This window comes from Dietzia sp. Die43 (genome assembly GCF_024519835.1).
GTDB lineage: Bacteria > Actinomycetota > Actinomycetes > Mycobacteriales > Mycobacteriaceae > Dietzia > Dietzia kunjamensis.
Genome location: NZ_JALJRF010000009.1, coordinates 54011 through 73094, shown reverse-complemented (window position 1 = coordinate 73094; position 19084 = coordinate 54011). Strand labels below are relative to the sequence as shown.

16 protein-coding genes and 2 tRNA genes are annotated in these 19084 nt (G+C 70.2%); 6 read left to right on the top strand and 12 right to left on the bottom strand.

Features of this window, described 5'->3' with window-relative positions; genetic code table 11:
* Positions 1 to 85: 85 nt before the first annotated feature.
* Positions 86 to 1951, bottom strand: a complete 1866-nt coding sequence (locus tag NR111_RS09290) for an ABC transporter ATP-binding protein (protein ID WP_206473978.1) — start codon at positions 1949 to 1951, stop codon at positions 86 to 88.
* Positions 1952 to 2191: 240 nt separating this feature from the next.
* Here NR111_RS09290 and NR111_RS18500 point away from each other — a divergent pair, with 240 nt between their 5' ends.
* On the top strand, positions 2192 to 3676 hold the full coding sequence (locus tag NR111_RS18500; RefSeq protein WP_067716525.1) for a fatty acid desaturase: 1485 nt from the start codon (positions 2192 to 2194) through the stop codon (positions 3674 to 3676).
* Positions 3677 to 3743: 67 nt separating this feature from the next.
* Positions 3744 to 4379, top strand: coding sequence for a TetR/AcrR family transcriptional regulator (locus NR111_RS09275; RefSeq protein ID WP_253702050.1), 636 nt, complete (start codon positions 3744 to 3746; stop codon positions 4377 to 4379).
* A 28-nt stretch (positions 4380 to 4407) separates the two neighbouring features.
* Here the strand turns inward: NR111_RS09275 and NR111_RS09270 are convergent, their stop codons facing one another.
* On the bottom strand, positions 4408 to 5163 hold the full coding sequence (locus NR111_RS09270) for a PaaI family thioesterase (RefSeq protein WP_067716530.1): 756 nt from the start codon (positions 5161 to 5163) through the stop codon (positions 4408 to 4410).
* An 11-nt stretch (positions 5164 to 5174) separates the two neighbouring features.
* Between NR111_RS09270 and NR111_RS09265 the strand changes: the two genes are divergently transcribed.
* Positions 5175 to 5993 carry an SDR family oxidoreductase gene (locus NR111_RS09265; protein WP_067719997.1) on the top strand — a complete coding sequence of 273 codons (819 nt, stop codon included), beginning with the start codon at positions 5175 to 5177 and terminating at the stop codon, positions 5991 to 5993.
* A 52-nt stretch (positions 5994 to 6045) separates the two neighbouring features.
* Here the strand turns inward: NR111_RS09265 and NR111_RS09260 are convergent, their stop codons facing one another.
* The 5 genes from NR111_RS09260 to NR111_RS09240 all read right to left on the bottom strand — a co-directional run bounded on the left by NR111_RS09260 (position 6046) and on the right by NR111_RS09240 (position 10352).
* On the bottom strand, positions 6046 to 7137 hold the full coding sequence (locus tag NR111_RS09260; protein WP_216824158.1) for an IS110 family transposase: 1092 nt from the start codon (positions 7135 to 7137) through the stop codon (positions 6046 to 6048).
* A gap of 236 nt (positions 7138 to 7373) precedes the next feature.
* On the bottom strand, positions 7374 to 8087 hold the full coding sequence (locus NR111_RS09255; protein ID WP_067720214.1) for a PaaI family thioesterase: 714 nt from the start codon (positions 8085 to 8087) through the stop codon (positions 7374 to 7376).
* Between the two features lie 29 nt (positions 8088 to 8116).
* Entirely contained in the window at positions 8117 to 8401 is a 285-nt protein-coding gene (locus NR111_RS09250; RefSeq protein ID WP_363425887.1) for a hypothetical protein, read from the bottom strand.
* Positions 8338 to 8865: a hypothetical protein gene (locus NR111_RS09245; RefSeq protein ID WP_227022303.1), complete on the bottom strand. Its 528-nt coding sequence runs from the start codon at positions 8863 to 8865 to the stop codon at positions 8338 to 8340. Before NR111_RS09245 ends, NR111_RS09250 begins: the two co-directional genes overlap by 64 nt.
* Positions 8862 to 10352 carry an FAD-dependent oxidoreductase gene (locus NR111_RS09240; protein ID WP_067720258.1) on the bottom strand — a complete coding sequence of 497 codons (1491 nt, stop codon included), beginning with the start codon at positions 10350 to 10352 and terminating at the stop codon, positions 8862 to 8864. The genes NR111_RS09245 and NR111_RS09240 overlap by 4 nt, the downstream gene beginning before the upstream one ends.
* A gap of 52 nt (positions 10353 to 10404) precedes the next feature.
* Between NR111_RS09240 and NR111_RS09235 the strand changes: the two genes are divergently transcribed.
* Both NR111_RS09235 and NR111_RS09230 read left to right on the top strand, forming a co-directional pair.
* Positions 10405 to 10959, top strand: a complete 555-nt coding sequence (locus tag NR111_RS09235) for a nuclear transport factor 2 family protein (RefSeq protein WP_132063472.1) — start codon at positions 10405 to 10407, stop codon at positions 10957 to 10959.
* A gap of 10 nt (positions 10960 to 10969) precedes the next feature.
* Positions 10970 to 11458: a hypothetical protein gene (locus NR111_RS09230; protein WP_119192998.1), complete on the top strand. Its 489-nt coding sequence runs from the start codon at positions 10970 to 10972 to the stop codon at positions 11456 to 11458.
* Here the strand turns inward: NR111_RS09230 and NR111_RS09225 are convergent.
* The 5 genes from NR111_RS09225 to gyrA form a co-directional block, all read right to left on the bottom strand.
* Entirely contained in the window at positions 11455 to 12687 is a 1233-nt protein-coding gene (locus NR111_RS09225) for an MFS transporter (protein ID WP_119192999.1), read from the bottom strand. The two genes, NR111_RS09230 and NR111_RS09225, sit on opposite strands and share 4 nt — an antisense overlap.
* A gap of 59 nt (positions 12688 to 12746) precedes the next feature.
* A tRNA-Ala gene (locus tag NR111_RS09220) sits at positions 12747 to 12819 on the bottom strand.
* 59 nt (positions 12820 to 12878) lie between these two features.
* A tRNA-Ile gene (locus tag NR111_RS09215) sits at positions 12879 to 12952 on the bottom strand.
* A 78-nt stretch (positions 12953 to 13030) separates the two neighbouring features.
* Positions 13031 to 13660 carry a DUF3566 domain-containing protein gene (locus NR111_RS09210; protein ID WP_119193000.1) on the bottom strand — a complete coding sequence of 210 codons (630 nt, stop codon included), beginning with the start codon at positions 13658 to 13660 and terminating at the stop codon, positions 13031 to 13033.
* 3 nt (positions 13661 to 13663) lie between these two features.
* Complete coding sequence (gyrA, locus tag NR111_RS09205) at positions 13664 to 16192, bottom strand: DNA gyrase subunit A (protein ID WP_256820639.1); 2529 nt, start codon at positions 16190 to 16192, stop codon at positions 13664 to 13666.
* A gap of 671 nt (positions 16193 to 16863) precedes the next feature.
* Between gyrA and NR111_RS09200 the strand changes: the two genes are divergently transcribed.
* Complete coding sequence (locus NR111_RS09200; RefSeq protein WP_256820638.1) at positions 16864 to 19080, top strand: hypothetical protein; 2217 nt, start codon at positions 16864 to 16866, stop codon at positions 19078 to 19080.
* Positions 19081 to 19084: the final 4 nt, after the last annotated feature.

Here is a 19084-nt window from a genome sequence, read left to right as displayed (position 1 = left end):
CCGTCGAGAAGAGCGCTGGGCGGCGCGGCCAGCGCGGGCGGGGCGGGCTGGGCGGCGCGGCCAGCGCGGGCGGGGCGGGCGGGGGTCACTCCTGGTCGGCGAACTGCGTCTCGTAGAGCTCCGCGTAGCGACCGCCGGCGGCGAGGAGCTCGGCGTGCGTGCCCGACTCGACCACCCGGCCGGCCTCGAGGACGAGGATCGTGTCGGCGGCGCGCACCGTCGACAGCCGGTGGGCGATCACCAACGACGTGCGATCGGCCATCGCCTCGCTCAGCGCCTCCTGGACGGCGGACTCGTTGGTGGAGTCCAACGCACTGGTGGCCTCGTCCAGCACCACCACCGACGGGGCGGCGATCAGCAGCCGCGCGATGGTCAGTCGCTGACGCTCACCTCCCGACAGCCGGTAGCCGCGATCGCCGATGACGGTGTCGAGACCGTCCGGCAGCGACCGCACGAGATCCTCGAGCCGGGCCCGGCGCAGCGCGTCCCAGACGAGGTCATCGGAGACCTCCGGCCGCGCGAAGGTGAGGTTGGAGCGGATCGTGTCGTGGAAGAGGTGGCCGTCCTGGGTGACCATGCCCACCGTGCGCCGCAGCGACGACGAGGTGACCCGACGCACGTCGAGTCCCGACACCCGCACCGCACCCGAGTCGACGTCGTACAGACGCGGCAGCAGGGAGGCGATCGTGGACTTGCCCGCGCCGGACGACCCGACCAGGGCGATCATCTGTCCCGGTTCGGCGCGGAAGGAGATCCCGTGCAGGACCTCCTGGCCGCCGCGGGTGTCGAGGACCGCGACCTCCTCGAGCGAGGCGAGGGAGACCTTGTCCGCCGAGGGATAGGAGAACGTGACGTCGTCGAACTCGATGGTCGCCGGGCCCTTCGGGATGGCGACGGCGTCGGGGGCGTCGGAGATGAGCGGTTCCAGGTCGAGGACCTCGAAGACCCGCTCGAAGCTGACGATGGCCGTGACGACGTCCATCGGCGCGTTGGCCAGGGAGGTCAACGGGCCGTACAGGCGGGTGAGAAGCAGCGCGAGGGCCACGACGGACCCCGCGTCGAGGGCGCCGTTGAGTGCGAACCACCCGCCGAGCCCGTAGACGAGCGCCAGCGCCAGCGTGGACACCAGGGTCAGCGAATTCATGAACACACTCATGAGCAGCGCGGTCCGCACGCCGATGCCGCGGACCCGGCCCGCGCGGGCGGAGAACTCCGCCGACTCCGTCTCCGGACGTCCGAAGAGCTTGACCAGGGTCGCGCCGCCGGCGTTGAACCGCTCGGTCATCTGGTCGTTCATCGACGCGTTGAGATCCGAGGCCTCGCGGCGGAGCCGCGCGAGCCGCTTGCCCACGTAGCGGGCCGGGAACAGGAAGATCGGCAGCAGCAGGACGGACAGGACGGTGAGCTGCCAGTTGATACCGGCCATCACGGCCAACGTGAGTACGAGCTGCACCAGGTTCGACACGACCCCGGACAGCGTGTCCGAGAACGCCCGCTGGGCACCCATCACGTCGTTGTTGAGGCGACTGACCAGCGCGCCGGTGCGGGTGCGCATGAAAAAGGCGACCGGCATCGTCTGGACGTGGTCGAACACCGCGCGGCGCAGGTCGAGGATGAGCCCCTCCCCGATCCGTGCGGACCACAACCGGGTGACGACCGCGACGATCGCCTCGATGATCCCGATCGCGGCGATGGCGAGCGCGAGGCCGATCACGACCCGGACCGGCGAGGCCTCGACGATCGCGGTGACCACGCGGCCGGCGAGCAGCGGTGTCGCCACGGCGAGGGTGGCCCCGAAGACGGAGAGCACCAGGAAGAAGACGATGCGCCGGGTGTGCGGGCGGGCGAACTGTCCGATCCTGCGGAAGTTCTCGCGGGTGAACACACTGCGGTCCAACGCGATGTTGTTGTTCTCGGCCCGCATCAGCGTGCGCATGGCGGCCTGCTGCATCGTCACGTAGCGGTACTCCTCCCGCGCCGGAGAGGGGCCCCGACGACCGTTCGGTACAACCCGGCACGGGGCCCACGTATTCCGGCCCGCGACCGCGGTGGCGTTCCTCGTCGTCGTCGTCCCGATCCGGTCTTTGGACAAAATCTGGGGTGATGTCTAGACACGGCGGGGGCATTTGTCTAATGTCAGGGGCAACACAGTGGCATACGCCACATCCTGTTGACCCGGAGGTCGTCTGCGATGTCCAGCACCGAGTACATCAGCCCCACCGACGGGGCACCGCACACCCACCACGAGGCGGACGCCGCCGTCGAGCCCTACGCGTGGACCGACGCCAAGCGGTACCTGTGGCTGCTCGGACTCATCCCCGCGATGGGTCTGTTCGTGTCGATGCCGATCGTCGCCGGCTTCAACGCCCTCGGCTGGGGCGTGGCGGCCACCGTCGCCTGGTTCCTCCTCCCCTTCCTCGTCTACGTCGCGATCCCCCTCGGGGACCTCGCCGTCGGCGCCGACGGTGAGAACCCGCCCGACGAGGTCATGGACAAGCTCGAGGCCGACCCGTTCTACCGGTGGTGCACGTACCTGTACATCCCCTTCCAGTACGCGTCCCTCATCGCGGCCGCCTACCTCTGGTCCGCCGACGACCTGTCGTGGCTGGGCTACGACGGGGGACTCGGGATCGCCGCCTCGATCGGCGTCGCCTGGACCGTCGCGATCACCGGCGGGATCGGGATCAACACCGCCCACGAGCTCGGGCACAAGATCGCCGGCAGCGAGAAGTGGCTGTCCAAGGTCGCCCTGGCCACCACCGGCTACGGACACTTCTTCATCGAGCACAACCGCGGACACCACGCGCGTGTCGCCACTCCGGAGGATCCGGCCAGCTCGCGCTTCGGTGAGTCGTTCTGGGCCTTCCTCCCGCGCAGCGTGTTCGGGTCGCTGACGTCGGCCTGGCACCTGGAGTCCGAGCGGCTCCGGCGGCTGGGCAAGAGCCCGTGGACCCTGCGCAACGACAACCTCAACGCCTGGCTCATGACGGTCGTGCTCTTCGGCGGACTCATCGCCGTGTTCGGCTGGGAGATCGCGCCGTGGCTCATCGTGCAGGCCGTCTTCGGCTTCTCGCTGCTGGAGGTCGTCAACTACCTCGAGCACTACGGCCTGCTCCGCCAGAAGACCTCCGCCGGCCGCTATCAGCGCTGCCGCCCGGAGCACTCGTGGAACTCCGACCACCTGGTGACCAACATCTTCCTCTACCACCTGCAGCGTCACTCCGACCACCACGCCAACCCCATGCGTCGCTACCAGGTACTGCGCAGCTTCGAGCAGGCCCCGCAGCTGCCCTCGGGCTACGCCACGATGATGGTCCTGGCCTACGTGCCGCCGCTGTGGCGCAAGGTCATGGACAAGCGCGTCCTGGCCCACTACGACGGCGACATCACCCGCGCCAACATCCAGCCGTCCAAGCGCGAGAGGATCCTCGCCCGGCACGGCGCCGGGTCGACGGCGGTCGCCGAGCAGATCGTCGCGGACACCGACATCGCGACCGATCAGACCTCACCGACCGGTGAGTACGTGTGCCCCAACTGCGGGAACCACTACTCGGAGGCCGCCGGGCTGCCGCGCGAGGGTTTCCCCGCCGGGACCCCGTGGTCGGCCATCCCCGACAGCTGGCGGTGCTCGGACTGCGGCGTCCGCGACAAGGTGGACTTCCTGCCCGTGAAGTGACCCCCGCGTGCGGGGCTCCGATCGGCCCTCCGCCGCCCGGCCCACGGGATCAGGAACAATGGACACCATGCCCCGTCACCGCCCCACAAGTGACCGACGCTCCCCCGGCGACCCCCGCGGGGAGCGTCGGTCACTGCGCTCCACCGTGTTCGAGGCCATGCACGAGCTGCTGGGCTCGCACGACTGGTCCTCGGTGACCATGTCCGACGTGGCCCAGGCCGCCGGTCTCAGCCGGCAGACCCTGTACAGCACCTTCGGCAACCGTCAGGGACTGGCCCAGGCGTACGCACTCCAGCTGTCGGAGACCTTCGCCGGGGAGATCCGCGACTCGATCATCCGCCACCCGGGGCAGATCGACACCGCGCTGAACGAGGGGATCAACGGGTTCCTCCTGTCGAGCCGGAACGACCCGCTGGTCCGCGCCCTGCTCACCGGCGACATCAAACCGGACCTCCTGCGCCTCATCACGACCGAGGCCGGGCCGCTCATCGAACGGGCCACCGAGGTGCTCACCCCCGCCCTGTCCGACAGCTGGATGCGCATCGAGGAAGCCCAGGCACGGCTCGCGGCGTCGATCATCGCCCGGATCGGCATCAGCTTCATCTCACTGCCGCCCAACGACCCCGACCAGCTGGCGTCGGGCCTCACCGAGGTCATCGCCCCGTACCTCCAGAAGGTCATTCAGGTCGACGTCCAGGGGTGAGCCCCCGGCCCCGCGGGGCCGGGGCGCTCTACGCGCCGTCGGCGATGGTCGACCGCGCACCCGGCTGTCCCGGCACCGGGACGCTCGCCTCGAGGAACAGTCCCCGCGCCTCCACGCACAGCCGGTCGCCGGCGTGGATGGTGGCGTGCGTCCACGTCTTGCGGCCGTCGACCTCGTGCACCCAGGCCCGGAACGTCAGCGGCTGGAGCAGCGGCGTGGGCGAGCGATAGTCGATCTCGTAGTGCGCCGTCATCCCGAAGCGGCCACCCCAGTGGTTGGCGAAGCCCATCATGTGGTCGATGACGAGCGCGCTGATCCCCCCGTGGACACACGCCGGCGGGCCCTGGTAGACGGGACCGAGGGTCACCTCCGCCATCACCGACCCGTCGTCACAGCCGTGGAACTGCACCGGCGGGGCGATCGGGTTCTCTTGCCCGCCGACCGGGTTCGAGCGACGGGTCCCGGCACCCGTCCACATGTTCTCCAGCCGACGTGAGGGCGATGGGACTCGCGGCTCCAGCAGATCAGCGACTTCGGCCAGGCGGTCGGCGATGTCCCCGAGCTCGACCTCGGAGTGCGCCAACGCCGCCGTCGCCTCCCGCAACCTGCGCAGTTCGGCCACCGCGCGGTCCAACTCCGGGTCCGCCGGCGGCAGCTCGGGGACGGGGATCGGGTCGAAGGAGTCCCCGAACCGGCTCCGCGCGGCGTCGAGGGAGAACTGGTCCGGATCCAACCCCGGGAGGGGTACTCCACCGAATCCGGGACGATCGCTCTGTTTGGTCATACTCTTAGAGTATGTCGACACCTGTCAATCCGAAGCCGTTCGATCCCGTTACCTATGGCCCGTGGGCCCTCGTCGTGGGCGGAAGTGAGGGCGTGGGCGCCGAGATCGCGTTCCGCCTCGCCGATCAGGGCGTGTCCTCCGTGCTCGTCGCCCGCAAGGCCGGGCCCCTCGAGGAGACCGCCGAGGCCGTCCGCGCCAAGGGCGTCGAGTGCCGGGTCGTGTCCGTCGACCTCACCGAGCCCGGCGCCACCGAGGGCATCGCCGCGGCCTGCGAGGGCCTCGACCTGGGGCTGCTCGTCCTCAACGCCGGCGCCAACACGTACGGCTCCGAGTTCGTCGAGTCCGACATGACCCAGGTTCAGAAGGTCATCGACCTCAACATCACCTCGCCGATGCAGATCATCCGGCAGTTCGGCCCCGCCCTCAAGGCCCGCGGCCGCGGCGGCATCGTGGTGATGGGCTCGATGGCCGGCTACCTCGGCCACGCCGACATGAGCGTGTACTCCGCGGCCAAGGCGTTCAGCCGGGTCTTCGTCGAGGGCCTGTGGCTCGAGATGCGGGAGCACGGCGTCGACGTCGTCGAGGTCATCCTCGGCGTCGTCCGCACCCCCGCGATGATCCGCGCCGGCCTGGACATGGACCTGCCCGGCTTCACCGTCAGTGAGCCCACCGAGGTCGCCGAGGAGGTCCTGGCGTCCATCGGCAACGGCCCGATCCACGTCTGCGGCGGCGAGAACAACCGCAAGGGCGTCGAGTTCTCCTCCGGCGTCGACCGGGGACGGATCGTGGCCGGATCCCACAAGCGGATGACGGCGCTGCGCGGGAACTGAAGTCCGACGCGACGCACGCGTCGGTGCCCGGCCGCGGATGCTCCTATGGATGTCAAGCGGCTTTGGCGAGGTCGGCGGTGGTCGGTGCTTTGGTGGCGGGGTCGCGAGCCTGTAGGTCGTTGATCAGGGCATGGTAGATCTCGCGCGCGATGTGGCGTTTGAGGCAGCGCATGATGTCTTTCTTGGACAGGCCTTGCGCGGTTCGTCGGTCAACGTATGAGCGGGTGCGTTCGTCCCATCGCATGCGGCTCAGTGCGATGGTATGCAGGGCGTGGTTCGCGGCCCGGTCGCCACCGCGGTTGAGTCGGTGTCGGTCTCGTCGTCCTGAAGAGGCAGGGATCGGGGCCACGCCGCACAGGTGCGCGAACGCCGCTTCGGAGCGCAGCCTGTCTGGGTTGTCGCCCGCGGTGGCCAGAAGCTGCCCGGCGACGTCAGGTCCCACGCCCATGCGGTTCATCAGGGTCGGAGCCGTCTGCGCGGTCAGGGCTTTTAGCTCGACGTCGAGGTCGGCGATCTCCTCACTCAGTGCCAGGATCCGGCGGCTCAGAATGCGTAGTGCCGCCTTGGTCGCGCCGAGGGGACTAGCGAGGTCGCTGGGACGGAACCGGGCGCAGACTACGGCCAGCTCGCGGGCGGGCAGGCCACGCAACTGGGCTCGCAATTCCTCCGGAGCGGTGATCACCAGCTGCCTGGCCTGGTTGATCGCTTGGGTGCGGGCCTTGACCGCGGAGCGCCGAGGCACACGCAAGGCCCGGACGGCCTCCACGATCCCGTCGCGGGTCTTCGGCACGCCAGTGGCACGCCCGGAGGCGACCGCGGTAGCAGCGGCATAGGCGTCTATCGGGTCGGACTTGCCCTTCATCCGCCGGGTCTTGCGGTCGGGTCGGTCGACTTCGACCACCGGTAGTCCGGCCCGGGCCAGCACCCGAGACAGCTCGGCGCCGTAGGCTCCGGTGCCCTCGACCCCAACGGCCTGCACGGTGCCGTGGCCGCCGAGCCATGAAAGTAGCTGCCGGTACCCGGAACCCGTGGCCGGGAACTCTCGGTCGGCCAGATGCCGCCCGAGGGAGTCGATCACCGCCGCGTGATGGGTCTGGCCATGCGTATCCACTCCGGCGATGACATGCACGTGCTGATCGGACATCATGGTCACTGCTGCCTTTCTCGTTGATCCCGGTGGGGCAGCACGCGCCGGCCAGGCGGGCGGACAAGACAGTGGCGGGGCTTCTGAACCAAGCTTCTATGAGGTCACAAACGCCCGTCCGGTCGCGTGCGTAGCGATCCCCCGAGCGGGCCGACAAATCCGCTTCTAGTCAGCCACCGCGACGGTCAGCCCGTGAGTCAGACCCGCCCGAAGAACCACTACACACATCATCACTGTCAGCCCTCGATGGGCCGGCCGCGGTCGGCGTCCCGGATACCCCTCGGCTCGATGAACAACGCCTCAGCCGTCGCGCAGAGGGTCTCGCCGGTGTGGAGGGTCGCGGTCGCCCAGATCTTGCGGCCCTCCACCCGTTCCTGCCGCGCCTCGAACCGCAGCGGGGCGAACAGTGGCGTCGGCGACTTATACGAGATGCGCAGGTCCGCGGTCATGCCGACACTCTCCGACGCGGCGTTCGCCAGCCCCAGCATCTCGTCGAAGATCAGCGCGACGATCCCGCCGTGGACGCAGCCGGGAGGCCCCTGGTACTCGATACCCAGGGTGAGGTCGGCCCGCACGGTCGCATCGGGGAACACCACCGGCTCCAGCGGCGGGGACACCGGGTTCCGGCTGCCGGTCGCCGGGTTGGCCGCCAGGTGCTCCGGCACACCCCAGGTGGCGTACTCCGACGGCCGCACCACGGTGCCCACGGTCTCGAGGTGCTCGACCAACCCGCGCACGGTGGCCACGGCGTCGTGGACGTCCTCGTAGACGGACCCGGCGACCAGGCCGCGGAGTCGGCGCAGCTCGCGGGCCAGCTCGGTCGCGCCGGACGCATCGGGGTCCTGGCGCAGGAAGGGAGTGCCCTCATCGCTCGCACCGGCGGGGTCCGCGGTGCCGAGGGGGCGGTCGCCCGGGGCGGTGGGGTCGGAAGGGCCGGAGTCGGTCGTCACGGCAACAGAATCTACTCTGCGCCCCGGCGTCAGCCCTCGCCCGCGCCCTCATCCCGGTGCTGCCGGTACGCCGCCACCCACTCCGCGGGCATGACGAACAGCCCCTCGGCGGTGGCGCAGAGGCGATCTCCCGCGTGGACCGCGCCCTGCGACCACACCTTCCGGCCGTCCACCCGGACCTGACGGGCGGTCACCACGATCGGCTCGAGGATGGGCGTGGGGCTGCGGTAGTCCAGGTCCAGGTACATCGTCATCCCGGTGGTCCCCGCGTGGTGGTTGACCCGGCCCAGCGCCGCGTCGAACAGCAGGGCCACGACACCGCCGTGAACACACCCCGGGGGCCCTGGTACTCCAGCCCGAGCGTCATCTCGGCCCTGAGCGTCCCGTCGTCCAGCAACTCGAACTCGGCCGGCGGGGCGAGGACGTTGGACCGGCCGATGATCGGGCAGTTGGAGGCGTACCGACGCTCCCGCCAGTTGACCTCCTGCCGCTGCTCGGGGCTCGCCGACGCGGCCTCCAGCTCGTCGGCCACCCTGCGGATCCGATCGGTCAGCGGGCCCAGGTCGGTGTCGAACATGCCGCCGGTGGTGAGCGCGCGGATCCGGCGCACCTGCTCCACCAGGGCGTAGAGGCCGGCCTCGTCGTCGTCGTCCCTGTCGACCGGACGGCCAGTACCGCGCGCCGGGTCCAACGGCCCCAGATCCACCGTCGGCCGGTCGCGCCGCACGACGGTCACCGGCTCGACAGTCCCCGGCTCGACGGTCACCGGGTCGTTCATGCCGGCGCCGACCCGGTCACATCGCCGGCCGCCACCGTGTCGGTGACCCCGGCCGCACCGCGGCCCGCGCGCCGGCCGAAGAACGAGCCGTCGCCCAGAGAGGTCCCCGAGATGTAGCCGTCGCCGTGCAGACCGTGCGTGCACCGCCCGGCCGCAAACAGGCCCGCGATGGGCTCGCCCGCGCGGTCCAGCACGCGCGACTGCAGGTCCGTGTGGAGTCCCCCGAGCGTGAACCCCTGCGCCTTGAGGGGCAGGCCGTTGAAGGTGTCCGGCCCCCCGGCACCCGTCGGGTAGGCACCGAACGGCGGCTCGAGCGGGCGCACCCACCGGGCGTTCTTGCCGAACTGCGGGTCCTCGCCACGCTCGGCGCCGGCGTTGTAGCGGCGCAACTGGTCGGCCAGCGCATCGGCGGGCAACCCGCAGTCGGCGGCGAGCTCCTCGATGATCTCGGCGGCGTGCATGGGCTGCATACCCCACAGCTCGGACTCCGGGACGTCCTCGATGCCCTTCTCGTCGATGATCACCCACACCGGCGGGCGGCGGTGATACACGGCCGCGTGGCAGTACAGGCCCGGGTAGACCTCCTCGTTGATGAAGCGCTGCCCGTCGCCGTCGACGAGCATCGCGCCCACCACCAGGCGGGGGATGACGAGCATCGCGGTCTCGGTCTGGTGCATGCGGCGCACGGCCGCGCCGGCCTCGATGCCCATCTCGATGCCGGAGCCGTCGTCGCGGCCGTCGGAGACCTTGTCCTTGCCCAGCTGCTGCGGCGCCCACTGTTCGAGCATCCGGTCGTTGTCCACGAACCCGCCCGTCGCCAGCACGACGCCGCCGGTGGCGCGGTACTCGCGTTCCTCGGAGAACTGCGTGGCCCGGACGCCCACCACGCGTCCGTCCTCGACGATGAGCGAACGCGCCTTGACGTCGCACTGCAGGTCGACGCCGGCCTTCTGCGCCGTGGCCACGAGGGAGTCCATGAGCACGTTCCCGGCGAAGTTCGGGGCGGGCGGCCGGTGACCGCGCGCTGCCGGGGTGGCCAGGGACGCATAGGGCTCCGCCCGCTCCCCCATCCACATCAGGCCCGAGTCGTCGCCCGGCATCCAGGTGGGGGTGTCCCACAACTTCCGGTTGAACACCGCTCCGTGCGAGACCAGCCAGTCGTGGTGCTCGACGGCCCCCGCGCAGTAGTCGGCGATCTTCGCCTCGTCGGCGTTGGGCCCGAGCGCGGCCAGGAGGAACGCGCGCATGTCCTCCTCGGTGTCGGCGATGCCCAGGGCCTGCTGGGTGGCCGTGCCGCCCCCCAGGTAGACCTCGCCGCCCGACTGCGCCGAGGAGCCGCCCGGTCCGGAGGCGCCCTCCAGCGCGATGACCGTCGACCCGGCCTCGGCGGCCTCGATCGCCGCGCAGGCGCCGGCGATTCCCATCCCCACCACGATGACGTCCGCCGTCATCACGGCGGGACGGTTGTCTGCACTCTTGTCCGTCATGGTGTGCACACTACTTGTAACGTGTTTCAGTTAGTGCATTAATGTCGGGTTCATGATTGATGGTTCCGACACCGCCCGTCTGGACGCGCTCGAGGCGAGGCTCACCTCGACCGAGACCGGTCTCGCCACCGCACGGGCCGAGCTGGCCCGCGCGGCCGATGAGCTGGCCGTACTGCGCCTACTGGCCTCCTACTCCCCCCGCGTCGACTCCGGCGACGCCGACGGCGTGGCCGAACTGTGGACCGACGACGGCGTCTACGACGTGGACACCGGCGTACTCGAGGGGCACGAGGGTCTGCGGGAGATGGTGCACGGGGACGCGCACCAGGGGCTCATCGCGCACGGGTGCGGGCACGTCCCCGGCCTGCCGGTGGTGCTCCTGGACGGGGACCGCGCGGTGGCGACCGGCTACACCCAGCTCGTGGTGCGCTCGTCGCGCCCCGGGCGCTACACGGTGATGCGGGTGACGGCGAGTCGGTGGGAGCTGGAGCGGCGCGGTCGGGTGGACGCGCCGGACCGCGGGTGGCGGGTCGTGCTGCGCACCGCGCGCGCCGTGACCGACGACGGCGAGGGTCGGGCCCTCCTGGGACGGTCCCGCGAGAGGTAGCGTGGCAGCCATGTACCGCCGACGCCCCGCGGCCGCGGGCCCCACACCGGACCCGATCCTGCGCGCGGGCCGCCTCGCGCTGCTGACCACGTCCGCGGTCCACCTGGGGTTCCAGTCGATGGTCACCTCGGTGGTCTATCCCCAGCTGTTCGACGGTTCCACCCACGGCATCGCCGAGCGCCAGGCCGATCACGCCCGCCGCATCGCCCCCGTCGCCCTCACGCTGTACGCGACGGGCCTCGGGGCGGCGGCCTGGGCGGCCTACGGGTCGGTCCGCTCGGCCGAGCGCAGCGGTCTGGGGGCCACCCTCCTCGCGTGCGCCACGGGCGTCGCCGTCCCGGCCATCACCGCCGGAGTGGTCCCGCTGCACGTGGGGATCGCCCGGGAGCAGGTCACCGGGCCGCGCATCAGGGCGCTGATGGCCACGGACCGGCTCCGCACGGGACTGGCGGCACTGGGGCTGGCGGCGGCCGCGCAGGCGCTGAGCAGTCGCGACTAGTCGCGGGACCCCGACCGCCGGGCCCGTCCGCCCGCTCCCGGCCGCGCCACCGCGACAAGTGCACCCACCGCGATCACGCCGACCGCGAGCGCCAGCACGTGGTACGCCGGGATCAGTCCGATGCCCTCGGCGATGACCGCCGCGATCACCGCCGGCACGCCGAGCGAGATGTAGGCCACCACGAACAGGGCCGAGAACACCTGTCCCCGCACCGCCTGCGGCGCGCTCTGCGCGACCAGGGTGTTGCCCATGAGGAACAGCAGGCCCATCCCGAGGCCGGTGAGCCCCGCGGCGGCGATGAAGCCGACGACCGTGCGGGCCTCCAGGGAGACCGAGGCGAAGACGAGCCCCGCGACGAGCGCGAGCACGCCCAGGACCACCCCTCGCCGCCACCGCGACGGCCCGGACCGCAGGTTCCACACCAACTGCGCGACCCCGGCCGCCGCCTGCAGGGCCGCCACCACCAGGCCGGTCACGAGGTAATCGGACGCACCCATGAGGTCACGGGCGATCGCGCCGCCGAGACCGAGGAACACCCCGCCGACGGACCACGAGACGATCACGCACACCGCGGCCAGCGCGAAGACGGACCGGACCTGGGGCGGCACCGACGGCGGACGCACCCGCAGCGCGTCGCGCAGGGTCCCCGATCCACCGGCGGTCTCGGGAACGATCGTGGCCACACCGATGAGCAACGCGACCGTGGCGGCCCCGATCACGAGGTAGGGGTGGACGAGGGGTGACGACGACGAGGTGGCCACCACCCCGGCGAGGAGCACTCCGGCCGCGATGCCGAAGTTGGTGGTGGAGCTGCTGGTCAGGGCGCCCACCCGCGAATCCCGGGTCGGATGGAGCTCGATCAGTGCGGCGGTCGCCGACCCGGTGATGAGACCCACCGCCAGACCCTGGATGACGCGGGCCGCGATCAGCCAGGCCACGGATCCGGCGGCGGCGAGCATGCCCATGCTCACCGCGAGCAGCGTCAGGCCCGCCAGGATGACCGGGCGACGCCCGATCGCGTCGGAGACCCTCCCGAGGAACAGCAGGGGGACGAGGACCGCGAGGGCGTACACGGCGTAGACCACGGTGATGGCGGTGCCACCGACGCCCCAGTCCTGCTGGTAGTCGACGTACAGCGGTGACGGGGTGGCGCTGGACGCGAGGGCCACGGTCACTACGAGGGCCATGAGCACGAACGGGGGCCACGACGCGCGAGGGGTGGGGTGCACGGTCTCCCTATCCGCCGGGGAGGGCGCCTGCCGGGCGGGCGCGCCGGGCGGCGGGTGAGTGGAGCCTAGGGGATTCGAACCCCTGACATCTGCCTTGCAAAGGCAGCGCTCTACCAACTGAGCTAAGGCCCCGTACCTCCAAGCATAAACGCCGGACCGCATCGAGCGGATCCGGCGTCTGCCTGGCGGAGTGGGCCTAGGAGGACTTGAACCTCCGACCTCCAAATTATCAGTTTGGCGCTCTAACCACCTGAGCTATAGGCCCTCGTACCGAGAGGTCAATCTACCCGACGTCCGCGCCACCGCCCAAATCGGCACCCTCGGCCGGGCGCCGGGGGCACCGTCAGTACCGGGGATCGGCGAGCGTGACCTGCACGCCGCCGCTGGTCAGGCCGGCCGCGAGGTTGTAGATGAACACCGCGAGCGTGGCCAGGATCGACAGCAGGAGCACGTTCAGCAGTCCCACTCCGCCGCTGTAGAGGAAGATCGTCGACGGCCCGATCACGGCTGCCGACTCGTCGCCCGCCACGCCGGACAACAGGCCCCCGAGCCGGTCCCACACGCCCATCCCGGACAGCAGCAGGTACGTGACCCCGATGGCCACCATCCACACCAGGTAGAGGGCGAACATCAGCCCCAGCACGGTGGTGAAGGCCGACCACGGGTCGATCCGGCGCAGCACCAGGACCGACTCCATGGGGCCCCGGCGCTCGGTGGGCGGGACGATCGGTGCGGCTCGCCCGGCCGCGCCCCCCGAGTGCGCCTTGGAGACGCCCCCGTTCGCGCCCTCGGCGCGATGCTGGGTGGCCACCGGGAAGGCGGTGGTGGCCGACGTGCCGGCGTCGCCGGTGCCGGCCCCCGACCCGCCGTAACCGGGCGCCGGGGACGACCCCCCGTGCGCTGGGCCGTCTGTGACCGCGTCGGACGTCTCGGTCGGGTCGGTCCGGTCGGCTGGATCGGTCGGCTCGGTCATCGCCTACTCCTCCTTGGCGGACTCGGCCGCGGACCGGTCCTCGTCGTCGGGCTCGTCGGCGTTGCGGGCGATGGCCAGTAGCGAGTCGCCCTCGGCGAGGTTCATCAGCCGCACGCCCTTGGTCTGTCGGCCCGCCTTGCGGACCTGCTTGGCGAACGTGCGGATGACACCGCCGCTGGAGGTGATGGCGTAGAGCTCGTCCTGCAGCTCCACGATCGTCGCACCGACGAGCTTCCCGCGCTTGGGGTCGAACATGAGCGTGAGCACGCCCTTGCCGCCCCGGCCCTGGGCCGTGTACTCGCTCAGGGCGGTGCGCTTGGAGTAGCCGCGTTCGGTGGCCACCAGGAGGAAGTACTTCTCCTGGTCGGACGACTCGGCTCGCACGACGGACATGCTCAGCAGGGCGTCGCCGTCGTTGAACCGCATGCCCATCACGCCGGAGGTCGCTCGGCCCATCGGGCGGAGCGTGTCGTCGTTGGCGTGGAACCGGATCGACTGGCCCTTCTCCGAGACCAGCAGCAGGTCGTCGTCGGGTCCGGCCAGCGCCGCCCCGACCAGCTCGTCGCCGTCGCGCAGGTTCACGGCGATCAGACCGCCGGAGCGCGGCGAGTCGTAGTCCTCGAGCCGGGACTTCTTGACCAGCCCGTTGCGGGTGGCCAGCACCAGGTACGGCGCGTCCTGGTAGCCCTTGATCCGGATGACGCCGGCGATGCGCTCCTCCGGCTGGAACGCCAGGAGGTTGGCCACGTGCTGACCGCGGGCGGTGCGGTTCGCCTCGGGCAGCTCATAGGCCTTGATCCGGTAGACGCGGCCCTTGGTGGTGAAGAACAGCAGCCAGTCGTGGGTGGAGGAGACGAAGAAGTGCCGGACGATGTCGTCCTGCTTGAGCTCCGCGCCGCGCACACCCTTGCCCCCGCGCTTCTGGGCGCGGTACAGGTCGGTGCGGGTCCGCTTGGCGTAACCGGTCTCCGTGATGGTGACGACGACGTCCTCGCGGGCGATCAGATCCTCGTCCGTGACGTCCCCGTCCGCCGGGATGATCCTGGTCCGGCGGTCGTCCCCGTACTTCTCGACGATCTCGCGGAGTTCGTCGGCGACGATCGCGCGCTGCCGATCGGGCTTGGCGAGGATGTCCTTGTAGTCGGCGATCTCGAGCTCGATCGAAGCGAGCTGGTCGACGATCTTCTGCCGCTCGAGGGCCGCGAGGCGGCGTAGCTGCATGTCCAGGATGGCCTGCGCCTGGTCGTCGTCGATGTCGAGCAGGTCCTTGAGACCCTCGCGCGCGACCTCGACGGTCTCCGAACGGCGGATGAGGGCGATGACCTCGTCGAGGGCGTCCAGCGCCTTGACCAGGCCGCGCAGGATGTGGGCGCGCTTCTCCGCCTCGTCCAGCAGGTACTGGGTCCGCCGGACGATGACCTCGATCTGGTGCGTGACGTACAACCGCACGAGGTGGTTGATGGCCAGGGTCCGGGGAACACCGTCCACGATCGACAACATGTTCGCGCCGAACGACGTCTGCAGCTGCGAGTGCTTGTAGAGGTTGTTGAGCACGACCTTGGCCACTGCGTCACGCTTGAGTGTGACCACGATGCGCAGGCCGACCCGGTCCGAGGACTCGTCGTCGATCTTCGAGATGCCGGCGATCTTGCCGTCACGCAGCTGTTCGGCGATCGACAGGATCATGTTGTCCGGGTTGACCTCGTAGGGCAGCTCCGTGATGACGATGACCGTCCGGTTGCCCTCCTCCTCGATGGAGGTCTTGCCCCGCATGCGGATCGAACCGCGGCCGGTCGTGTAGGCGTCCCTGATCCCCTGCTCGCCCACGATGAAGCCGTGGGTGGGGAAGTCGGGACCCTTGATCCGATCCATGCACGCCGCGAGGGTCTCCTCCTCGTCGGCGTCAGGGTTGTCCAGACACCAGTAGATCGCCTCGGCGACCTCGCGCAGGTTGTGCGGCGGCATCTTGGTGGCCATACCGACCGCGATGCCGCTGGAGCCGTTGACCAACAGATTGGGGATGCGCGACGGGAGGACGACCGGTTCGGACGTCTTGCCGTCGTAGTTGGGCTGGAAATCGACCGTGTTCTTGTCGATGTCCCGGACCATCTCCATGGCCAGCGGGGTCATCTTGCACTCGGTGTAGCGCATGGCGGCGGCGCCGTCGTTGCCGCGCGAGCCGAAGTTCCCCTGGCCGTCGACCATCGGGTAGCGCATCGCCCACGGCTGGGCGAGGCGCACCAGGGTGTCGTAGATCGCCGAGTCACCGTGGGGGTGGTAGTTACCCATGGTGTCGGCCACGGGCTTGGCCGACTTCACGTAGCTGCGCTCCGGCCGGTACCCGTTGTCCCACATCGCGTAGAGGATCCGGCGGTGGACGGGCTTGAGCCCGTCCCGGACGTCAGGTAGCGCTCGTCCGACGATGACGCTCATCGAATAGTCGATGTAGCTTCTCTGCATCTCCGCCTGGATGTCGACCGGCTCGATCCGGTCGTGACCCCCGGCTTCGGGCGGCAACGTCGTGTCCGTCATGGGCTCCTCTTCGTCTCGCGCTCGAAGCGGCACCACGAGGGCACGCTCCGACCCGGCCAGTCTATAGGTCCAGCGAAAACACCGGCACGGGCGCGCGGGGGGTCGGCGACTCGGGGGCCTCCCGAGGCCCGCGCACCCGCCTCGCGGGCCCCGGAGGACCCGGCGCCGCGGTCGACTCCGTCGGCTCCACCCGGCCGGCCGGCTGCCGGACGAGTGACCCGATCGGGGGGAAGCCATGCCCGGCGCGTTCGCCCCCGGCCCGTCGGCCGCCCGCGACGTGTTCTTAATGGTCGAGCGTCCAGCATGTCCCTTCGTAATGATTTCCTCATTTTTGCTCATGAGAACGTACGACGCCGGGCGTTGCCCGGAACGCCGTGAACATCGTGCTCACACTGGTTGACCGCCCATCATTGGCCATTGACACGTCCACCATTGCCACGTGGTCCCCGCCCAGACGACCGCCGCCAGCCAAATAATATTTGTCTTATAGTGAACGGATTTTCTAGGGCAACTTTTCTATCTCAGGTGTTGTATGAGCCCCTGCTCACGCGCACACTTCCTTTGTCGCACGGATCACCGTGCGAGGAGATCGGGTGATGAGCCCGATCTTCGGGGGACGCCGCCACTCCCGAGGGGGATCGGGAGTGGCGGCACTTACAACGGGGAATTACATGTCCATCACCACCCATGGCGGTGGCTCGGGCCGGGGGCTCTCGCCCCTTCAGCGCACGAGCTTCCGCACCGTCGCCGCCCTCGCCTTCACCGGGGCGATCACCGCCCCGCTGGTCGGCATCGCCGCCGCCCAGACGGGCTCACTCGGATCGTCCGGCTCGGGCGGCTCCGTTCCGCCGACGTCGAGCACGGCTCCGACGACGACGCCACCGCCCACCGCGCAGGAATCGACAGTCGAGCTCCGCGTCCTCGTGCTGGACGACGGTTCCTATTCGGCGGAGGCGATGGCCGAGCGGCTCGCCGCGGAGGGCGTCGAGGTCGAACGGTTCCCGGTGACGCAGCCGGGGCGTCCGCAGATCAGCAGGGAGATGCTGGCGGACGACGCGACGACGACCGCGAACTACATGGGGATCGTGTCCGTGTCGGCCGATCGCCCCGGGCTCACTCCCGACGAGAACGCCGTGATCGACGCCTTCACCGCCGACTACGGGATCCGCGAGATGGTGGCATTCACCTCCCCGAACGAAGCCGTCGGTATGATCTCGGCGACGAACGGCCTGGCGCTGGACGGCACGAGCCCCACCCTGACCTCCGCGGCCCTCGGCGATGAGTGGTCCTACCTCGACGGACCGGTCGAGTTCGACGACCTCGACGCGGAGATTCCCGAGTCGTGGGCCGTGCCCAGCTCGCCGGCGGCAGACGGCCCGGAATCGACCTTCCGACCCCTGCTCACCATTGCCGGCGGCGGTACCGAGGGCACCATCATGGGCGTCCACACCCAGGGCCCCCGCGAGCGCCTCATCATCACCGTCGCGATGAACAGGTACCAGGAGCAGTTCAAGGTGCTCTCGCACGGGATGATCTCGTGGCTGACCCGCGGAGTGTCGACCTCGATGTACCGCAACACCTTCAACGTCCAGATCGACGACGTCTTCCTCGCCGACGACGAGTGGAACCCCGAGGGCGACTGCACGTTCGGGGCGGGCTGCAACGTCGAGCCCGGACCCGGCGACCTGGCGAGCTCCCGCATGACCGAGGACGACGTGCAGACCGCCCGGACCTGGGAGGACGCCAACGGTATCGAACTCGACATGACGTTCAACGCCTTCGGCGCCCGGGACGGCGACGCGCTCACGGACGCGCTGCTCGCGGCCAGGGACGAGTTCCGCTGGATCAACCACACCTGGGACCACACCAACCTCGACAACCTGAACGAGGCCCAGATCACCGAGCAGATCCAGAAGAACCTCGACTGGGCTCGGGACAACGACGTGCAGGTGGACCCGTCCGAACTGGTCACCGGTGAGCACTCAGGGCTCGCATCCGGCCCGGCCAGAGTCGACAACCCCGCGCTCGCGGCGGCGATGGAGACCACCGGCGTGACCTGGGTCGGCGCCGACGCCTCCGTCCAGCCCGCCCAGCGCCGGGTCGGGACCGCACTCACGGTCCCCCGTCACCCGATGAACATCTTTTACAACACCTCGACCAAGTACAACGCGGCCGACGAGTACAACTGGATCTACACCACGCGCGCCGACGGCGGGTCCGGGATCTGCGAGGACAACGATGCCGCCACCTGCATCGAACCGCTCGACCCGGCGACCGGGTTCGACTCCTACATCGCGCCGCAGGAGGCCCGCCACGCCCTGGGCCACGCCCTCGGGATGGACCCGCGTCCGCACTACGTCCACCAGTCCAATCTCACCGGCGACCAGATCCTCTACCCGGTGCTGGACACACTCGTCCGTGACTACCGGGATCTGTTCGCCGACTCCACTCCGTTGGAGAACCCGTCGCACGCGGAGCTCGGGCTCGAGATGCAGCGCCGCGCGGCATGGGCCGAGTCCGTCGACGAGGTCACCGCCACGGTGAGCGGCCGCACGCTGGTCATCACCAATGCCGGCGGCGCCGCCGTGGAGGTCCCGGTGACGGCACCTGTCGGGTCGAACCTGACCGGTTCCGACTACGCCGGAGCGAAGTCCGGATGGGTCAGGGTGGCCCCCGGCGGGTCGGTGACCATCGACCTCGGGGCAGACGCCGGATTCCTCACCCCCACCGGAGACGAGTCCGAGCCGGGCGTCGCGGCGCGCATGCTCCCGCAGACGGACAGGGTCGGTGTCGCATCCGCTCCCGCTGACGTCTCCGTCGTGATCCCGCCTGTCAACGACGCCACCAGGGTCGGCGCCATGGGCGAGGGCCCGTCCGCGATCGGTTGAGAAC